11 protein-coding genes are annotated in these 14,936 nt (G+C 63.5%); 4 read left to right on the top strand and 7 right to left on the bottom strand.

All coding sequences use genetic code 11. The features are described 5' to 3' along the window. Positions 1 to 5: 5 nt before the first annotated feature. From AX703_RS12420 to AX703_RS12430, 3 genes are read right to left on the bottom strand one after another with little or no spacing between them, the layout of a single operon-like run. On the bottom strand, positions 6 to 3,422 hold the full coding sequence (locus tag AX703_RS12420; RefSeq protein ID WP_062344429.1) for an error-prone DNA polymerase: 3,417 nt from the start codon (positions 3,420 to 3,422) through the stop codon (positions 6 to 8). 3 nt (positions 3,423 to 3,425) lie between these two features. Then, complete coding sequence (locus tag AX703_RS12425) at positions 3,426 to 4,859, bottom strand: UdgX family uracil-DNA binding protein (RefSeq protein WP_197423704.1); 1,434 nt, start codon at positions 4,857 to 4,859, stop codon at positions 3,426 to 3,428. Continuing rightward, positions 4,856 to 6,103: a putative DNA modification/repair radical SAM protein gene (locus tag AX703_RS12430; RefSeq protein ID WP_062344431.1), complete on the bottom strand. Its 1,248-nt coding sequence runs from the start codon at positions 6,101 to 6,103 to the stop codon at positions 4,856 to 4,858. Before AX703_RS12430 ends, AX703_RS12425 begins: the two co-directional genes overlap by 4 nt. Before the next feature lie 124 nt (positions 6,104 to 6,227). Between AX703_RS12430 and AX703_RS12435 the strand changes: the two genes are divergently transcribed. Beyond that, the gene (locus AX703_RS12435; RefSeq protein ID WP_062344433.1) at positions 6,228 to 7,124 is read left to right on the top strand and encodes an alpha/beta fold hydrolase; all 897 of its coding nucleotides are present in this window, start codon (positions 6,228 to 6,230) and stop codon (positions 7,122 to 7,124) included. Between the two features lie 4 nt (positions 7,125 to 7,128). Here the strand turns inward: AX703_RS12435 and AX703_RS12440 are convergent, their stop codons facing one another. Continuing rightward, positions 7,129 to 8,706 (bottom strand): DUF6504 family protein, encoded by a 1,578-nt coding sequence (locus tag AX703_RS12440; RefSeq protein WP_062344435.1) that lies wholly within the window; start codon positions 8,704 to 8,706, stop codon positions 7,129 to 7,131. Then, complete coding sequence (locus AX703_RS26645; protein WP_082734561.1) at positions 8,615 to 9,370, bottom strand: hypothetical protein; 756 nt, start codon at positions 9,368 to 9,370, stop codon at positions 8,615 to 8,617. The genes AX703_RS12440 and AX703_RS26645 overlap by 92 nt, the downstream gene beginning before the upstream one ends. Positions 9,371 to 9,531: 161 nt before the next feature. On the opposite strand from AX703_RS26645, the gene AX703_RS12450 reads away from it, so the two are divergent. After that, positions 9,532 to 10,014, top strand: a complete 483-nt coding sequence (locus tag AX703_RS12450; protein ID WP_039331070.1) for a pyridoxamine 5'-phosphate oxidase family protein — start codon at positions 9,532 to 9,534, stop codon at positions 10,012 to 10,014. A 70-nt stretch (positions 10,015 to 10,084) separates the two neighbouring features. Here AX703_RS12450 and AX703_RS12455 read toward each other — a convergent pair whose 3' ends face one another. Further along, complete coding sequence (locus AX703_RS12455; RefSeq protein WP_062344437.1) at positions 10,085 to 11,623, bottom strand: amino acid permease; 1,539 nt, start codon at positions 11,621 to 11,623, stop codon at positions 10,085 to 10,087. Positions 11,624 to 11,828: 205 nt separating this feature from the next. On the opposite strand from AX703_RS12455, the gene panB reads away from it, so the two are divergent. Then, a complete protein-coding gene (gene panB / locus AX703_RS12460; RefSeq protein ID WP_039331074.1) occupies positions 11,829 to 12,698 on the top strand; it encodes a 3-methyl-2-oxobutanoate hydroxymethyltransferase in 870 nt (289 codons plus the stop codon). Between the two features lie 32 nt (positions 12,699 to 12,730). Further along, the gene (locus AX703_RS12465; protein WP_062344439.1) at positions 12,731 to 13,798 is read left to right on the top strand and encodes a DUF475 domain-containing protein; all 1,068 of its coding nucleotides are present in this window, start codon (positions 12,731 to 12,733) and stop codon (positions 13,796 to 13,798) included. A gap of 4 nt (positions 13,799 to 13,802) precedes the next feature. Here AX703_RS12465 and AX703_RS12470 read toward each other — a convergent pair whose 3' ends face one another. Beyond that, positions 13,803 to 14,864 carry a CaiB/BaiF CoA-transferase family protein gene (locus tag AX703_RS12470; RefSeq protein WP_062344441.1) on the bottom strand — a complete coding sequence of 354 codons (1,062 nt, stop codon included), beginning with the start codon at positions 14,862 to 14,864 and terminating at the stop codon, positions 13,803 to 13,805. Positions 14,865 to 14,936 lie beyond the last annotated feature (72 nt).

Raw genomic sequence — 14,936 nt, forward strand, 5'->3', positions numbered from 1 at the left:
CGCCTCTAATGAAAATCGCGTGACTTGGGGATGATCCTCACGTCACGCGGGTGCGTGCGGGCACCGGGTCCGGCTCTTTCAGGGATCGGCCTGTTGCACTCGTCCGCGCGCGCAATCGGCGGCAGCAGCCTGTCGGCATCTGACAGCGCATCCAGGCTGGCGCTGGCGTCGGTCAGGTGCATGGCGATGACATGGATGACCTCGTCGTCGTACTCTACCCGCCCACGCACTTCCATCAGCCGTGCCCCCATGATGACCTTGCGCTGCTTCTCCATAAGGTCAGGCCAGATCACCAGATTGACCACGCCGGTCTCGTCCTCGAGCGTGATGAAGCAGACGCCCTTGGCGCTGCCGGGGCGCTGGCGCACCAGAACTACGCCGGCCACCAGCACCGTGGCGCGATACTTGTGGCTCCTGAGGTCTGCCGCCCGCACGAAGCCACGCTCGCCCAGCATCGGTCTCAGGAAAGCCAGTGGGTGCGCCTTCAGCGACAGGCGATGCGTCTGGTAATCAGCCACGACCTCTTCCGACAGCGGCATCATCGGCAGCACGGCGCGGGTACGCTCTTCGCCTTCCGAACGTGACGTCATGGCGGCAAACAGCGGCAGTTCCTTGGGCGCGACAAGGCTGCGGGCATCCCACAGCGCCTGCCTGCGCGACAGGCCAAGCGAGCCCAGCGCATCGGCTGCGGCAAGCCGCTCAACCACTGCCGGAGACAGCCCGGCCCGTTCCTTGAGGCTGGCCGCATCGGTGAAGGCCCCGCCCACGCCCCTCGCCGCGACGAGCATGGCAGCCGCATGTTCGGGAAAGCCATCGATCTGCCTGAAGCCAAGGCGGAGCGCGCCTCCCCCCTGCTCCAGCGTACAGTCCCAGTCCGAGTGGTTCACATCGACCGGCAGCACCGGCACGCCATGCCGGGCCGCATCGCCCACGATCTGTGCGGGCGCGTAGAAACCCATCGGCTGCGAATTGAGCAGGGCACAGGCAAAGGCCGCCGGATAGTGGCACTTGAGCCATGACGAAACGTAGACGAGGTGGGCGAAGCTGGCGGCGTGGCTTTCGGGAAAGCCGTACTCGCCGAAGCCCTTGATCTGGTTGAAACAGCGTTCGGCAAAATCGGGATCATAGCCGCGCTCAACCATGCGGCCGACCATCATGTCCTCAAGTTCGTGCACCATCCCTCGCGAACGGAACGTGGCCATGGCCTTACGCAGGCGATTGGCTTCAAGGCTCGAGAACTTCGCTGCATCGAGCGCAATCTTCATGGCCTGCTCCTGGAAGATCGGGACGCCTAGGGTGCGGTTGAGAATCGAACTCAGTTCATCTGCAGGGCCATGTTCTGGGCCGGGCGCAGGTATCTCCACCTTCTCCTCGCCCCGCCTGCGTTTGAGATAGGGGTGGACCATGTCGCCCTGGATCGGCCCCGGGCGGACAATGGCGACCTGGATCACGAGATCGTAGAACTGCCGCGGCCGCAAGCGCGGCAGCATGTTCATCTGCGCACGGCTTTCCACCTGGAACACGCCAAGGGAGTCCCCCTTGCACAACATGTCGTAGACGGCCGGATCCTCGCGCGGGACTGTGGCCAGCGTCAGATCACGGCCGTGGTGCGCACCCAGCAGATCGAGGCACTTGCGAATGCAGGTGAGCATGCCGAGCGCGAGCACATCGACCTTGAGGATGCCAAGCGCGTCGATGTCATCCTTGTCCCATTCGATGAAGCTGCGATCGGCCATCGCGCCATTACCGATCGGCACTGTTTCCGTCAGTGGCCCTTGTGTCAGGATGAAGCCGCCAACATGCTGGGAAAGATGGCGCGGCATTCCAATCATTTGCTGGGCTATGCTGATCACGCGCCTGAGGTAGGGATCGGTGCCGTCCAACCCGCTTTCGTTGACGTTCTTCTCGCCCACTTCGGTACCCCAGCTGCCCCAGACAGTGCGAGCGAGCGCGCCGGTCACGTCTTCGGAAAGGCCCATGGCCTTGCCCACCTCGCGGATCGCCATGCGCGGCCGGTAGTGAATGACCGTGGCGCAGAGGCCTGCTCGGGTGCGACCGAAACGGCGGTAGATATACTGGATGACCTCTTCGCGTCGCTCATGCTCGAAATCGACGTCGATGTCGGGCGGCTCCTTGCGCTCTTCGGAGATGAAGCGATCGAACAGCAACGCGTGTTTGGCGGGATCGACTGCGGTGATGCCGAGGCAGTAGCAGACCGCGGAATTGGCAGCTGAACCACGTCCCTGGCACAGGATCGGCGGATCACAATTACGCGCAAAATCAACGATATCCTTGATGGTTAGAAAGTAGGTTGCAAGGTTCAGCTTGCCGATGAGGTCAAGTTCGCGACGCAAGGTTTCACCCACGCCATCGGGCACGCCTTCGGGATAGCGTCCGCGTGCCCCTTCCCAGGTTTGCATCTCCAGCCAGGATTGCGGATCGTGGCCCTCCGGGCAGATCTCCTCGGGGTATTCGTAGCGCAACTCCCTGAGATTGAACTGGCAGGAGTCCGCCAGATTGCGCGTCGCTGCGATCGCATCGGGCCAGCGTTCGAACAGGCGCACCATATCCTGCGGAGATTTCAGGTGCCGTTCGGCATTGGGTTGGAGCAAGTGCCCGGCCTTGGCAACGGTGGTCTTGTGGCGGATTGCCGTCATCACGTCTTGAAGCGGACGGCGGTTTGGTGTCGCGTAGAGCACTTCGTTGGTAGCCAGCAGGCCGAGGCCATTGCTCCGTGCCAGACCGTTCAACCTTTCGATCCGGGCGATGTCGTCGCCGACGTAAAGGTAGCTTGCAGCCAGATGGCGCATGGTCGGCAAGCTGTGGACAAGCCGGGGGAGAAAGTCGGGAAAAGGCAGGGAAAGGCTGTTCCTGACCTGTGGAAGAGCTGGGGACTCTGCTCCCGGAAAAGCATAGACATTGCTTTCGCTTTCCACCGTAAACATCTGATCCAGATCAGCAGGCGGCACGAGGATCAGGTGGATGCCCTCGGCATGGGCTGCCAGCATGGGCAGATCGATCTCGCAGGTGCCTTTCGCCTGCCACTCTCCGGTGAGCGTGCGCATTCGCCCTTCGGAGATGAGCCGACACAGCCGACCGTACGCGGCGCGGTCCTGCGGATAGGCCAGAAAGACAAGGTCTTCGACGGTTTCGATCCGGCAACCAATAACCGGACGTAGCCGCGCAGCCTCGGCCTCGGTATGCAGGCGCACCACGCCAGCCATGGTATTGGCGTCGGCAATGCCAAGAGCATCGTATCCCAAGGCACGGGCCGTGGTGACGAGATCGATCGCGTCCGACGCGCCACGCAGGAACGAGAAGCAGGTCGCCAGGCCCAGTTCCACGAACGGTGCCGGCGGCAGGTCGCCCTCGTCCACCGGTTCGACATGGCGGCGGCGCGGTGTCAGCGGCTGTTCGGGCATGATTTATGCCGATAGTTCCGAAAGCCTCTGCGCTACCTTGCGCAAGTCTTTGGCAAACTTTGCCTCTTCCTCGGCACGACCGTGATCGTGCAGACGCAGCAGATAGCTGGGGTGCGTGGTGATCCACAGCTCGCTGCCATCTGCGAGCGCCTGAGGTTCGCCTCGCACTTTTTGCACGCTGACTGTTTTGCCGAGAAGGCTGCGTGCCGCGCTTGCGCCCAAGGCGAGAATGAGCCGGGGCTGGACCAGCGCGCGCTCGCCATCAAGCCACCAGCGGCAGATGTCGATTTCCTTGGCGGTGGGATTCTGGTGGAGGCGGCGTTTGCCGCGGGGGACAAACTTGAAGTGTTTGACCGCGTTGGTGACGTAAGTGCGTTCGTCCGAAATGCCTGCTTCTTCGAGATGCGAACGCAGCAGGCGGCCGGCCGGACCGATGAACGGACGGCCCTGCTCCTCTTCGGTATCGCCCGGCTGCTCGCCCACGATCATGAGTGCGGCGGATGAGGGCCCTTCGCCCATGACTGCCCGGGTGCCGTTGCAGCCGATCTCGCAGCGGCGGCAGCCGAGGATCGCTTCGCCAATCGCGCCAAGGCTTTGCGGCCGTTCGCCGAAGTCCTGTTCGCCCGCCTTCACCATCTGTGCCTCGCGTGCCTGCGCCCCGGCGATCAGCTCGGGGATGAGCGCCGCCTCCGGCATGTTCTTCCAGTACTTGCGGGGCATTTCCTTGAGCATGGCCCCGACCTTCAAACGCGCAGGATTGAAGATCGACGCATAATACTTCCGCCACAGGGCCTCGACCGGATCGCCAGAGGGAGCATCGGCCCGGGTAGCCGGCGGGCCTTCCTGCAGCGCCTCGCCATCCCAGTGCAGGGTCCCGCGCGGGGTGAGGATCGACCAGCGCATGGTAGTGAAGCGGCGCACGAAGAACCCGGCGTTGGCGCGCAGGATATGATGCTCGGGCTCGAACCAGGCGACGTAGTGCTCGCCTTCTTCGTTCTCCACGCTGCGAAAGCGGACGAAAGCGCGCATCTTGTGAATGTCCCGCCGGACCTGCCGCGCCAGATCCTCCATCGAGCGAACGTCAGGATCGGCCTTGTCTTCCATAAGGCGCGGGCGGGACTGCAGGCGCCATAGCACGCGATAGAGCAGGGAAAAACGCGTGGAATCAGAATGAAGGATCACGCTTTGGGCAAGCTGCAGGAAGTCTCGTGAAACGCGCGGTTGCGGGGCATCGGCAGGGGGCGACGGCAGGCGACGGTCCCCTTGGGCGAACAGGTCCGCTCCCGGATCGGCCGGCGATTCCCAAGTGATCCGGTCTGGCGGCACATCGGCGCGGACCATGCGACGGGCAGCATCACGCCAGCCTTCGAAATCATCGGGCGCGGCAAGCTGGATGCGGAACGCTTCGGCCAGGCGCATGTCGCGGAACGGCTTCATGCGAAGAGTTCCATCTGGGCAGGCTTGGTCGCGGGTACCAGAAGGCTGTGCAGATCTGCCCGGTCGGTCAGCATGACCGGTCGCCAATCCTCGGTGACGATGAACGGACGCACTTTGGCAATGGAGACGGTAAGCTTGCCGACATCGGCGAGGCGCAGGCGGCGTTGGCGGCGCGCGGCGACGAGCGCGTTGACGGCTTTCACGCCCAAGCCCGGCACGCGCAGCAGCTTCTCGCGAGGGGCACGGTTGACGTCGACCGGGAAATCTCCGCGAAAGCGCAAGGCCCAGGCGAGCTTGGGGTCGATGTCGAGCGGAAGCATGCCATCGTTGCCGGCGGCCTGCTGCACCTCGTGCGGGGCAAAGCCGTAGAAGCGCATTAGCCAGTCGGACTGATAGAGCCGATGTTCGCGCATCAAGGGCGGACGCTTCAGCGGCAGGACTGCGCTGGCGTCGGGGATCGGGCTGAAGGCTGAGTAATAGACGCGGCGCAGGCGGAAGCGATCATAAAGCGTGCTGGCGCGGCCGACGATATCGGCATCGGTCGCGGCATCGGCACCGACGATCATCTGGGTGGACTGGCCGGCGGGGGCGAATTTCGGCGCATGGCGGAAGCGCTTGCGGGCGTCCTTGGCCTCGACAATCGCTTCCTTCAGCGACCCCATGGCCCCTTCGATCTGCGGTGCGGACTTGTCGGGCGCGAGGCGGGTCAGGCCGGCTACCGTTGGCAACTCGACGTTGATCGAGACGCGATCTGCATAGAGCCCGGCCTGGGCGACCAGCTCGAGATCGGCTTCGGGAATCGTCTTGAGGTGGATATAACCCCGAAAATCGTGTTCTTCGCGAAGGATACGGGCGACTTCTATCAACTGCTCCATGGTGTGGCTGGAGCTTTTGACGATGCCGGAGGAGAGAAACAGGCCTTCGATATAGTTGCGGCGGTAGAACGACAGGGTCAGGTCCACCACCTCCTGCGGGGTAAAGCGCGCGCGGCGGGTGTTCGAACTCTTGCGGTTCACGCAGTAATGGCAATCGAACACGCAGTGATTTGTCAGCAGGATCTTGAGCAGCGAGATGCAGCGACCATCGGGCGCATAGGCGTGGCAGATGCCCATGCCCTCGGTCGACCCGATGCCTTTTCCGCCCTTGCTGTTGCGCTTGGTGGTGCCCGACGAGGCGCAGGAGGCATCGTACTTTGCGGCATCGGCCAGGATTTCGAGGCGTTCGAGAACGGTAAGCTGCGACATTCGTTCTTTATATGTTCTTTCAGCCTCCAGTGCCAGCCCGTACCTGTGGGCAGACGGGAACCGGAACGCGAAACGGGACGAGCCGTTCAGGCACCACACGGGCGGGGCCTGAGGAGACAGTTTGATGCCGATGATCGAGACCCGGGATGGGACCCGCCTTTATGCCAAGTCGTGGGGCGATGGGCCGCCGGTGGTGCTGATCCATGGCTGGCCACTCTCTGGCGACAGCTGGGACCCGGTGAGCAACGCACTGGCCGATGAAGGCTTCCGTGCGATTGCCTATGACCGGCGCGGGTTCGGACGGTCGGACCAGCCTTCGGATGGCTATGACTACGATACCTTTGCCGACGATCTGGCTGACGTCATGGCGGCAATGAATGCCAATAACGGCGCGGCTCTGGTCGGATTCTCGATGGGCGGTGGCGAGATCGCGCGCTACATGTCGCGCTATGGCGGGCAGGGCGTTTCGCGCGTGGCGCTGGTGTCATCGGTCGTGCCCTACATGCTCCAGACCGACGACAATCCCGAGGGCGTGCCGCAATCGACGTTCGATGAGATGACCGAAGGCATGCTGGAGGACCGTGCGAAATTCTTCACCGGCTTCTTCCGCGATTTCTATGGCGTGGGCATGCTGAGCAAGCCGGTCAGCGACGAGACGCTGAAGCTGTCCTGGGCGACCGCCATGCAGGCAGGCCTGAGGCCCACGCTGCTTTCGGCGAAGGCTTTTGCCACCACCGATTTCCGGGGTGACCTGCCCTCGTTCAGCGTGCCGACGCTGGTGATCCACGGGACTTCGGACGCCACTGTACCGATCGAGGCAACCGGACGCGCCGTGGCCAGGGCCGTACCACACGCGACGCTGATCGAGTACGACGGCGAGCCGCATGGCGTCTTTGCAACGCAGACCGAGCGTCTGACCAAGGACCTGCTCGATTTTGTTTCCGGTCGTCCGGCAGAGACCATGCCGCAGGAAGTGATCGATACGCTGACGGCACAGACCATCGTGGCACCATCGATCTGATACTTCAGGCAAAGAGCCCCTGGATGAACCATTCGGGGGCTCCGCCGCGGCCATCGCCGATCACGCCGTGGCGATAGATCCAGTAACGGCGGCCGGCTTCGTCCTCGATCCGGTAGTAATCGCGCAAGCGCACGGTAGAGCGTTCGCGCCACCATTCGGGGGCAATGCGTTCAGGCCCCTCGGCGCGGACGACCTTGTGCAGCTGGCCGCGCCATTGGAACTGGCGGGGTAGACCGTCCGGAGTTTCATAAATAACCGAAACTGATTCCGGTTTATCCAATATTTTCAGTGGCCTGTGATGAAAACGCAATTCTTCCTGTGAAGATGACATATCTGCCAGTGGAGGCTGCCAGCGCTGGGCGCGTTCAGGCACATGGCTGCCATGAACGACCGGGCGGCGCACCGCTTCTGGCCCGAGCCGTACGGTCAGGCGATCGATACAGGCGGCAAGGCTGGTACCATGGCGCTCAGCCGCGGCATCGAGATCGGCCTGGGACAGATTCAGGGGTTCGGCCCATGGCACGCGCAGGCGCACGAGTTCTATCCCGAATCCGGCATCGAGATCATCGAGCCGCGCGGCAAACAGGCGGCAGATATGGGCCGGATCGCGCAAGGCGGCGGCCATCTCGAGCCGCCGCACCATGACCTCGCCATCGACCTTCCACATTCCGAGCTCGAGGCGACGTGCGCCCTGCCCCAGTCCTTCGAGCAAGCGCGCCAAGTCGGCAGCGAGGTCCTCGACCACGCGATCGAGCAGAGTGCGGTGGCGGATCGGTTCCATCAGACGGCGCTGAACCATCGGGGCGGGCACGCCCACGACAGGCAGCAGCGGTTCGGGCCGCAAACCGAAGATCTGATCAAGCCGCAACAGCGGGTTCGCTGCAGCCGATCGGTGGTTGCGGAAGCGACGGGCGAGGTTCTCACGCGTCAGGCCTTCGATCTGACCCAATCGCTTGAGGCCGAGCCGGCGCAGCAGCAGGATCACATCGGCATCAAGACGCAAGGCGGCTACAGGCAGATCGGCAAGGAATGTGCGTGGGTCTGCCTCTGGGGGCTGGATTGCAGCCACAGGTCCGTGCCTCGCAAGCGCCCAAGCCGCGCCTGCAGTGGGGGCGAGCGCAGCACGGGCCGTCAAACCACGCTTGTTCAGCAGGGCCAACGTGTCAGCGATCAGGGCTTGCTCGCCGCCGAACAGGTGAGCCACGCCGCTGGTGTCGACGAGCAGGCCATCGGGGGGATCAAGCGCGCTCCATGGCCCCCAGCGTTGCGCCCACAGGGCAAGGTTTTCAAGAAAGGCGAGGTCGCCCGCAGCATCAGCGGGGCGCACGGCGAGCGCGGGACAGAGCGTACGCGCATCGGTGAGGCGCATTGACGGCACAGCCCCCGCGGCATGGGCAGCAGCGTTGGCGGCAGCAATGCGCGGGCCGTGGGCGGTATCTTCGATGAGAGCGAGCGGGGTGGCGTCGAGCCCTTCTCCGTGAGCCAGCCCCTCAACCAGTCGCCAGCGATCGATCGCCAGATTCGTGCACCAGATCGCCATGATCCGGCGTGAAGGGTTCGGCGACGAGGAGAGCGTCGTCATCGCACAAGATCCATTGTCCGGGGTGGAAGGTGTGGGCACGAAACAGATCGGCCCGCCATGTGGCGATGCCCGGCGCATGGGCATTCCAGCGCGGGCGTGGCGAAGGCGCGGGCGCAATCTCCCAGCGCATTCGCGCTGCGCCGAGATCGCGCCTGGCATCGAGCCGGACCAGCCATAACGGCACGCCATGCTTTTCCGCCGCGAGGCTGAGGCGGCGCGACGCGGTGAAATCGAGGGCGCGAGGATTGCCTGCAATCTCGCCAATCACGAAAGCCATATCGTGGCAGCGCAAGCCCTCTTCCAGCGCGAAGAGGGCATCTTCGGGCGTGGCGGCGGCAACGTGGACAAGGCGATGGCGCAAGTCGGCCGCCAGACCGGGCAGGTAAGGCCTGCCGGAAAGACGCAGCGCCGCCTTGTCCTGCACCCACAGGAAGGGGCGGCGATCGTGCAGCTCTGCGGCGCGCTGCTGGCGCAAGGCATCGCGGGCCAGTGCCAGCGCCATTCCTGCCCCGCAGGCATCGCGGGCCCGCGCGAACAGTTCGACATGGGGGCAATCGAGGGCCAACCCCGGTGTCCAACGATGCGTCCGGTCGGACGCGCCGATACCGCGCACAAGACCGGGGGCCAAGGCGACAGGATCGCGGATAGGGGCGTGTTCGATCATGCGATTCGTTCCTTTGCTCTTATTATGTTCTATTTTGAGGAACGCGCAATCCATGCATCCTTTCCCTTTTGTGCACAGCCTTGGGGAAAAACCTGGGGGGAACCTCACCCGCCTCGTCCCGTTCATCAGGCAACTGCCGACAAGCAAAGGACATTCCAGCGATGAAGTACGATCAGGGCAATCCCGAAGAGCTGCGCGAAAAATTCTGGAAGGCGATGTCGTCGTCGCCATACGTCATGCTCCAGCTCGACAACGATCCGGATTCGGCCGCGCCCATGACCGCGCAGCTCGACAAGGACGCCAACAGTGCGATCTGGTTCTTCACGAGCCGTGACAATCGCTTCGCCAAGATGGGCGGCGCCACCGCCACGTTCTCTTCAAAGGGACACGACGTGTTCGCCCGCTTCCACGGCATGCTGGTAGAGGAAACCGATCGCGCCGTACTGGAGAAGCACTGGAACAACTTCGTCGAGGCCTGGTTTCCCGGCGGGCCGGATTCGCCCAACCTGCTGTTCATGCGCATGAACCTGGGAGATGCATCGATCTGGGCTGGCGAAATGGGCCTGATCGGAACCGCAAAGATGGCGCTGGGCATGGACGTCACCAACGACGTCAAGGGCGGCTACACCGACACCCAACTCTAAGTCGCTCCATCGACAAAACGAAAAGGGCCGCCCCGGAAGGAGCGGCCCTTGTTCTTGCCGTTGCGGCGGATCAGTTGATCGGGGGCACCGGCTGCGGTGGTGCGTCGGCATCCTTCTCGTGCACTTCCACCAGGCCACGACCGACATGGCTGCGGCCACGGCTATAGCCGAAGTAGATCAGCAGGCCGAGCGCACCCCAGACCGGCAGCACCATCTTCGCGTCGAACGGCAGCAGCAGGTAGAGTGCAAAAGTGCCGACGATGGCGAGCGGTGCCGTCACCCAGATCAGCGGGGTGCGGAACGGACGGTGACGGTTGGGCTCGGTCCGGCGCAGCACCAGCACCGCGATGGCGACCATGAAGAACGCGAACAGCGTGCCCGAATTCGAGATGTCGGCAAGCTTGCCCACCGGCAGGAACGCCGCAGCAGCCGCGACGAACACGCCGGTAATTCCCGTGACGATGTGCGGCGTCTTCCACTTGGGGTGAATCGTGGCGAGCTTTTCAGGCAGCAAGCCATCGCGTGCCATCACGAAGAAGATGCGGGTCTGGCCGAACAGCATCATCAGGATGACCGACGGCAGAGCAAGACCGGCCGCCAGGCCGATCACGCCACCCAGCTTGGTCCAGCCGATTTCCTTGAGGACGTGCGCCAGAGCCTCCTTGGAGCAGGCCAACGGCTCACGGCCCAGCGCGGCCAGCGAGGCGCACTGGTCAGCGAGAGCCTTGGAGCCGGGAGCCAGCACTTCACCGGCAGGACCGGTGACGGGCTGCGCACCGATTGCACCGATCGCGCCACCAGCCACGAGGATGTAGAACACGGTGCAGATCGCAAGGCTGCCGATCAGGCCGATCGGCACGTTGCGCTGCGGGTTCTTGGTTTCCTCGGCCGCAGTCGACACCGCATCGAAGCCGACATAGGCAAAGAAGATCGAGGCAGCCGCGCCGCCAACGCCGATGATACCCCAGCCATTAGGGGTAAATGGCGTGAAGTTGGGGCCGTTGTTCAGGTACTTGAACGTGGCGAAGACGAACAGCGTCAGTGCGCCGACCTTGATCGCAACAAGCACCGCGTTGACCTTGGCACTTTCGGACGTTCCGATCATCAGCAACCAGGTGACGAGCAGGCCGATCACCAGCGCCGGCAGGTTGACCACGCCACCTGCGAACGGGCCGTTGGCCAGCGTCGCCGGAATCTCCAATCCTATGTAATCTCGCAAAAGTCCGACGAAATAGCCTGACCAGCCGACGCAGACGGCAGATGCCGCCACCGCGTATTCGAGGATCAACGCCCAACCAACCATCCAGGCCAGCAGTTCGCCCATCACGGCATAGGTGTAGGTATAGGCCGAACCCGAAACCGGCACCATGGAGGCAAGCTCAGAATAGCAAAGTGCCGCCACCGCGCAGACGAAGCCGGCGATGATGAAGCTCCAGATCATGCCGGGACCGGCCTTCTGCGCGGCTTCCGCCGTCAGCACAAAGATACCGGTGCCGATGATGGCGCCCACGCCGAGCAGGGTGAGCTGGACCGGGCCCAGCGAGCGATGCAACGATTTCTTTTCAGCAGTTGCTAGAATGGCGTCGAGCGGTTTGACGCGACCGAACATGAAATTCTCCCGCCTTGGTCCGGCACCTGAAACCAAAACGGTTGCGCCGGAAACCAGGTTATGGCGCGCAACGCTAGCGGGAACGTCCTTTCGCGCAAGCCATTTTTCCCCAGACTTGCATCAAAGATGTGCCACACATCGGGCCACCTTGCGGGTTTTCGACAAGCAAGTAGAAGCATCTGCCCGCTTCAGAGGATGCGCAACGATGTCCACGACCTTCCAGCTCGACACCGCCACCAGCCGCGCGAACCCTACGCCCGCACCGATGAAACGGCTGACGATCCCGGCGATCCGCCAGCGCAAGAAGGATGGCGTGACGAAGGAACCGGTCGTCATGCTCACCGCCTATACCGCGCGGCAGGCGCAGCTGCTCGACGCTCATTGCGACCTGCTGCTGGTGGGGGATTCGCTGGGCCAGGTGATCTATGGCTTGCCCTCCTCGGTGCCGGTCACGCTCGACATGATGGCCGCCCACGGCGCAGCGGTGGTGCGCGGATCCTACCATGCCGCTGTCGTGGTCGACATGCCGTTCGGTTCCTACGAAGCCTCGCCGCAGCAGGCATTCGAAAGCGCCTCAAGGCTCCTCAAGGAGACCGGTTGTGCCGCGGTCAAGCTCGAGGGCGGGGAAGCCATGGCCGAAACCGTCGCCTTCCTGACCAGACGCGGCATCCCGGTGATGGGTCACGTTGGCCTGACCCCGCAGGCGGTCAACGTGCTCGGCGGCTACAACGCGCGTGGTCGCAGCGAAGCCGAAGCCGCCAAGATCGTCGGCGATGCGCAGGCGCTGGCCGAAGCCGGCGCCTTTGCCATCGTGATCGAGGGTGTGGTCGAACCCATCGCCATCGCCATCACGCAGGCCGTGCCCTGCCCCACCATCGGCATCGGCGCATCGGCGCAGTGTGACGGACAGGTGCTGGTGACCGAGGACATGCTCGGCATGTTCGAGCGGGTGCCGCGCTTCGTGAAGATCTACGAGAATATCGCCGAGACCATCTCCGGCGCAGCAGCCCGCTATGCTGCCGAAGTGCGCTCTCGCGCGTTCCCCGGTATTGAACAGACCTATCAGCCGAAGTAACGCGCCGCGACACGCCAACAAGGGAATTCCGCTTGCTCCGCTTCTACAAGGGTTCGATCCTTTTCACGCTGGTCTGCCTGGCATTGGCCGTCGCCTATGGCTGGATGCAGACCGGCACCGCCAGTGGCACCATGTCCCTGCTATGGATCGTGTTCGTCCTTTCCATCCTCGAAATCTCGCTGTCGTTCGACAACGCAGTGGTCAACGCGGCCGTGCTCGAGGAAATGGACGAAATCTGGCAGAAGCGCTTCCTGACCTGGGGCATGATCATCGCCGTGTTCGGCATGCGCATCGTATTTCCGCTGGCCATCGTGGCGATTGCAGCGGGATTGGGGCCGGTAGAGGCATTGAACCTCTCCCTGAACGATCCCAAGCGCTATGAAGAGATCGTCAGCAGCGCGCACGTCGGCATTGCCGGTTTTGGCGGCGCGTTCCTTGCAATGGTTGGCCTGAGCTTCTTCTTCGATGGCGAAAAGGAAGTGCACTGGATCCGCTGGGTCGAGGAAAAGCTCGCCGTCGTCTCCAACGTCAAGGCTGCCGAGATCGCGCTGCTGCTGCTCGGAATTTATGGCATCTCCCTGATGCTGCCTGAAGCCGAAGCCCTGACATTCATCGTCTCGGGCGTGCTTGGCCTGGTGACTTTCATCGCCGTCGAGGCGCTGGGCACCATCCTCGAGATGCGCGACGAGGCACAAAAGGCCGCAGGCGTGGTGGTGCGCTCGGGCCTTGGCGGTTTCCTCTACCTCAACGTGCTTGACGCATCATTCAGTTTCGACGGCGTGATCGGCGCATTCGCCCTGTCCAACAACATGGTCATCATCGCGCTCGGCCTGTCGATCGGCGCAATGTTCGTCCGTTCGATGACGATCATGCTGGTAAAGAAGGGCACCCTCTCGGAATACCGCTACCTCGAGCATGGCGCGTTCTGGGCGATCATCGCGCTCGGAGCGATCATGCTGCTGTCCGCGAAGTTCCATATTCCCGAAACGATCACCGGCCTGATCGGCGCAGCCCTTATCGGACTGTCGCTGTGGTGGTCGGTCCGCCACAAGCGCAAGTACCCGGACAGCGAGATCGACGCCGCCATCCGGGCAGACTGACCTCTCAGCCCCGCCCGGCCAGTGAGGGCTTGGGCGCGGGCGTACCGAGGAAACGCGGCGCCGGCGCAGGCATGACCATCCCCTCGTCTTCGACGAACGTCTCGCGCGCGGTGTTGTGGGGATGCTTTGGAGCCTCGCGCAAGCTGAGAACCGGAGCGAAGCAGATGTCGGTGCCATCCATGATCGCGCACCATTCGTCTCGCGTCTTGGTCAGGAACAACGCGGCAAGTCGCGCCTTCAGGTCCGGCCAGACGCGCGGGTCCATCTGCGGGGCAAAAGCGGGATCGTCCTTCAGGCCGGTCTTTTCCAGCAGCAGGGCATAGAACTGTGGCTCGATCGAACCGATCGAGATCCACTTGCCGTCGCTCGTTTCATAGGTGTCATAAAAGTGCGCGCCGCCATCCAGCAGGTTGACGCCGCGCTCGTCTTTCCAGCGGCCAAGCCCGAGGAATGTGTAGGTCATGGCCGAAAGGATCGCCGCGCCATCCACCATGGCGCAATCCACCACTTGCCCCTTGCCAGTGCGCTGCGCCGAGAACACGGCGGCCATCACACCGAACGCCATCAGCATGCCACCCCCGCCGAAGTCTCCGACAAGGTTGACGGGGAACTGCGGCTTTCCGCCCGCCTGACCGAAGCTGTGAAGTGCGCCGGCCAGCGCGATATAATTGATGTCATGCCCGGCAAGCGGAGCCATCGGCCCGTCCTGCCCCCACCCGGTCATGCGCCCGTAGACCAGCCTGGGATTGTCGGTGAGCAACACATCCGGTCCCAAGCCAAGCCGCTCCATCACGCCGGGGCGATAGCCTTCGACTATGGCATCGGCGTCCTTCGCCATTTCGCGGATCCGGGCGATCGCGACGGGGTCCTTGAGGTCAAGCTCGATCCGTTCGCGATTGCGGTTCAGGATATCGCGGTTGCCGCTGTCCCCAACACGGTCGCCCTTTGCGGGTCGGTCGATGCGGATGACGCGCGCACCATGGTCCGCCAGCATCATGCAGGCAAACGGTCCGGGACCGATCCCTGCGAATTCGAGTACCGTCAGCCCTTCGAGCGCGCCTGCCATGATCCGTCTCCGCATTTAATCGTTCGATTGAATTCGGATTAAGGTCATGGCGCTCCTCTGTCGAGGACAGAG

Source organism: Novosphingobium sp. CCH12-A3, from assembly GCF_001556015.1.
Taxonomy (GTDB): Bacteria; Pseudomonadota; Alphaproteobacteria; order Sphingomonadales; family Sphingomonadaceae; genus Novosphingobium; species Novosphingobium subterraneum.

Coding starts and splice junctions, on each gene's coding strand:
- AX703_RS12420 (WP_062344429.1), bottom strand. CDS start 3,422: ATGCCCGAACAGCCGCTGACACCGCGCCGCCGCCATGTCGAACCGGTG.
- AX703_RS12425 (WP_197423704.1), bottom strand. CDS start 4,859: ATGAAGCCGTTCCGCGACATGCGCCTGGCCGAAGCGTTCCGCATCCAG.
- AX703_RS12430 (WP_062344431.1), bottom strand. CDS start 6,103: ATGTCGCAGCTTACCGTTCTCGAACGCCTCGAAATCCTGGCCGATGCC.
- AX703_RS12435 (WP_062344433.1), top strand. CDS start 6,228: ATGCCGATGATCGAGACCCGGGATGGGACCCGCCTTTATGCCAAGTCG.
- AX703_RS12440 (WP_062344435.1), bottom strand. CDS start 8,706: ATGACGACGCTCTCCTCGTCGCCGAACCCTTCACGCCGGATCATGGCG.
- AX703_RS26645 (WP_082734561.1), bottom strand. CDS start 9,370: ATGATCGAACACGCCCCTATCCGCGATCCTGTCGCCTTGGCCCCCGGT.
- AX703_RS12450 (WP_039331070.1), top strand. CDS start 9,532: ATGAAGTACGATCAGGGCAATCCCGAAGAGCTGCGCGAAAAATTCTGG.
- AX703_RS12455 (WP_062344437.1), bottom strand. CDS start 11,623: ATGTTCGGTCGCGTCAAACCGCTCGACGCCATTCTAGCAACTGCTGAA.
- panB (WP_039331074.1), top strand. CDS start 11,829: ATGTCCACGACCTTCCAGCTCGACACCGCCACCAGCCGCGCGAACCCT.
- AX703_RS12470 (WP_062344441.1), bottom strand. CDS start 14,864: ATGGCAGGCGCGCTCGAAGGGCTGACGGTACTCGAATTCGCAGGGATC.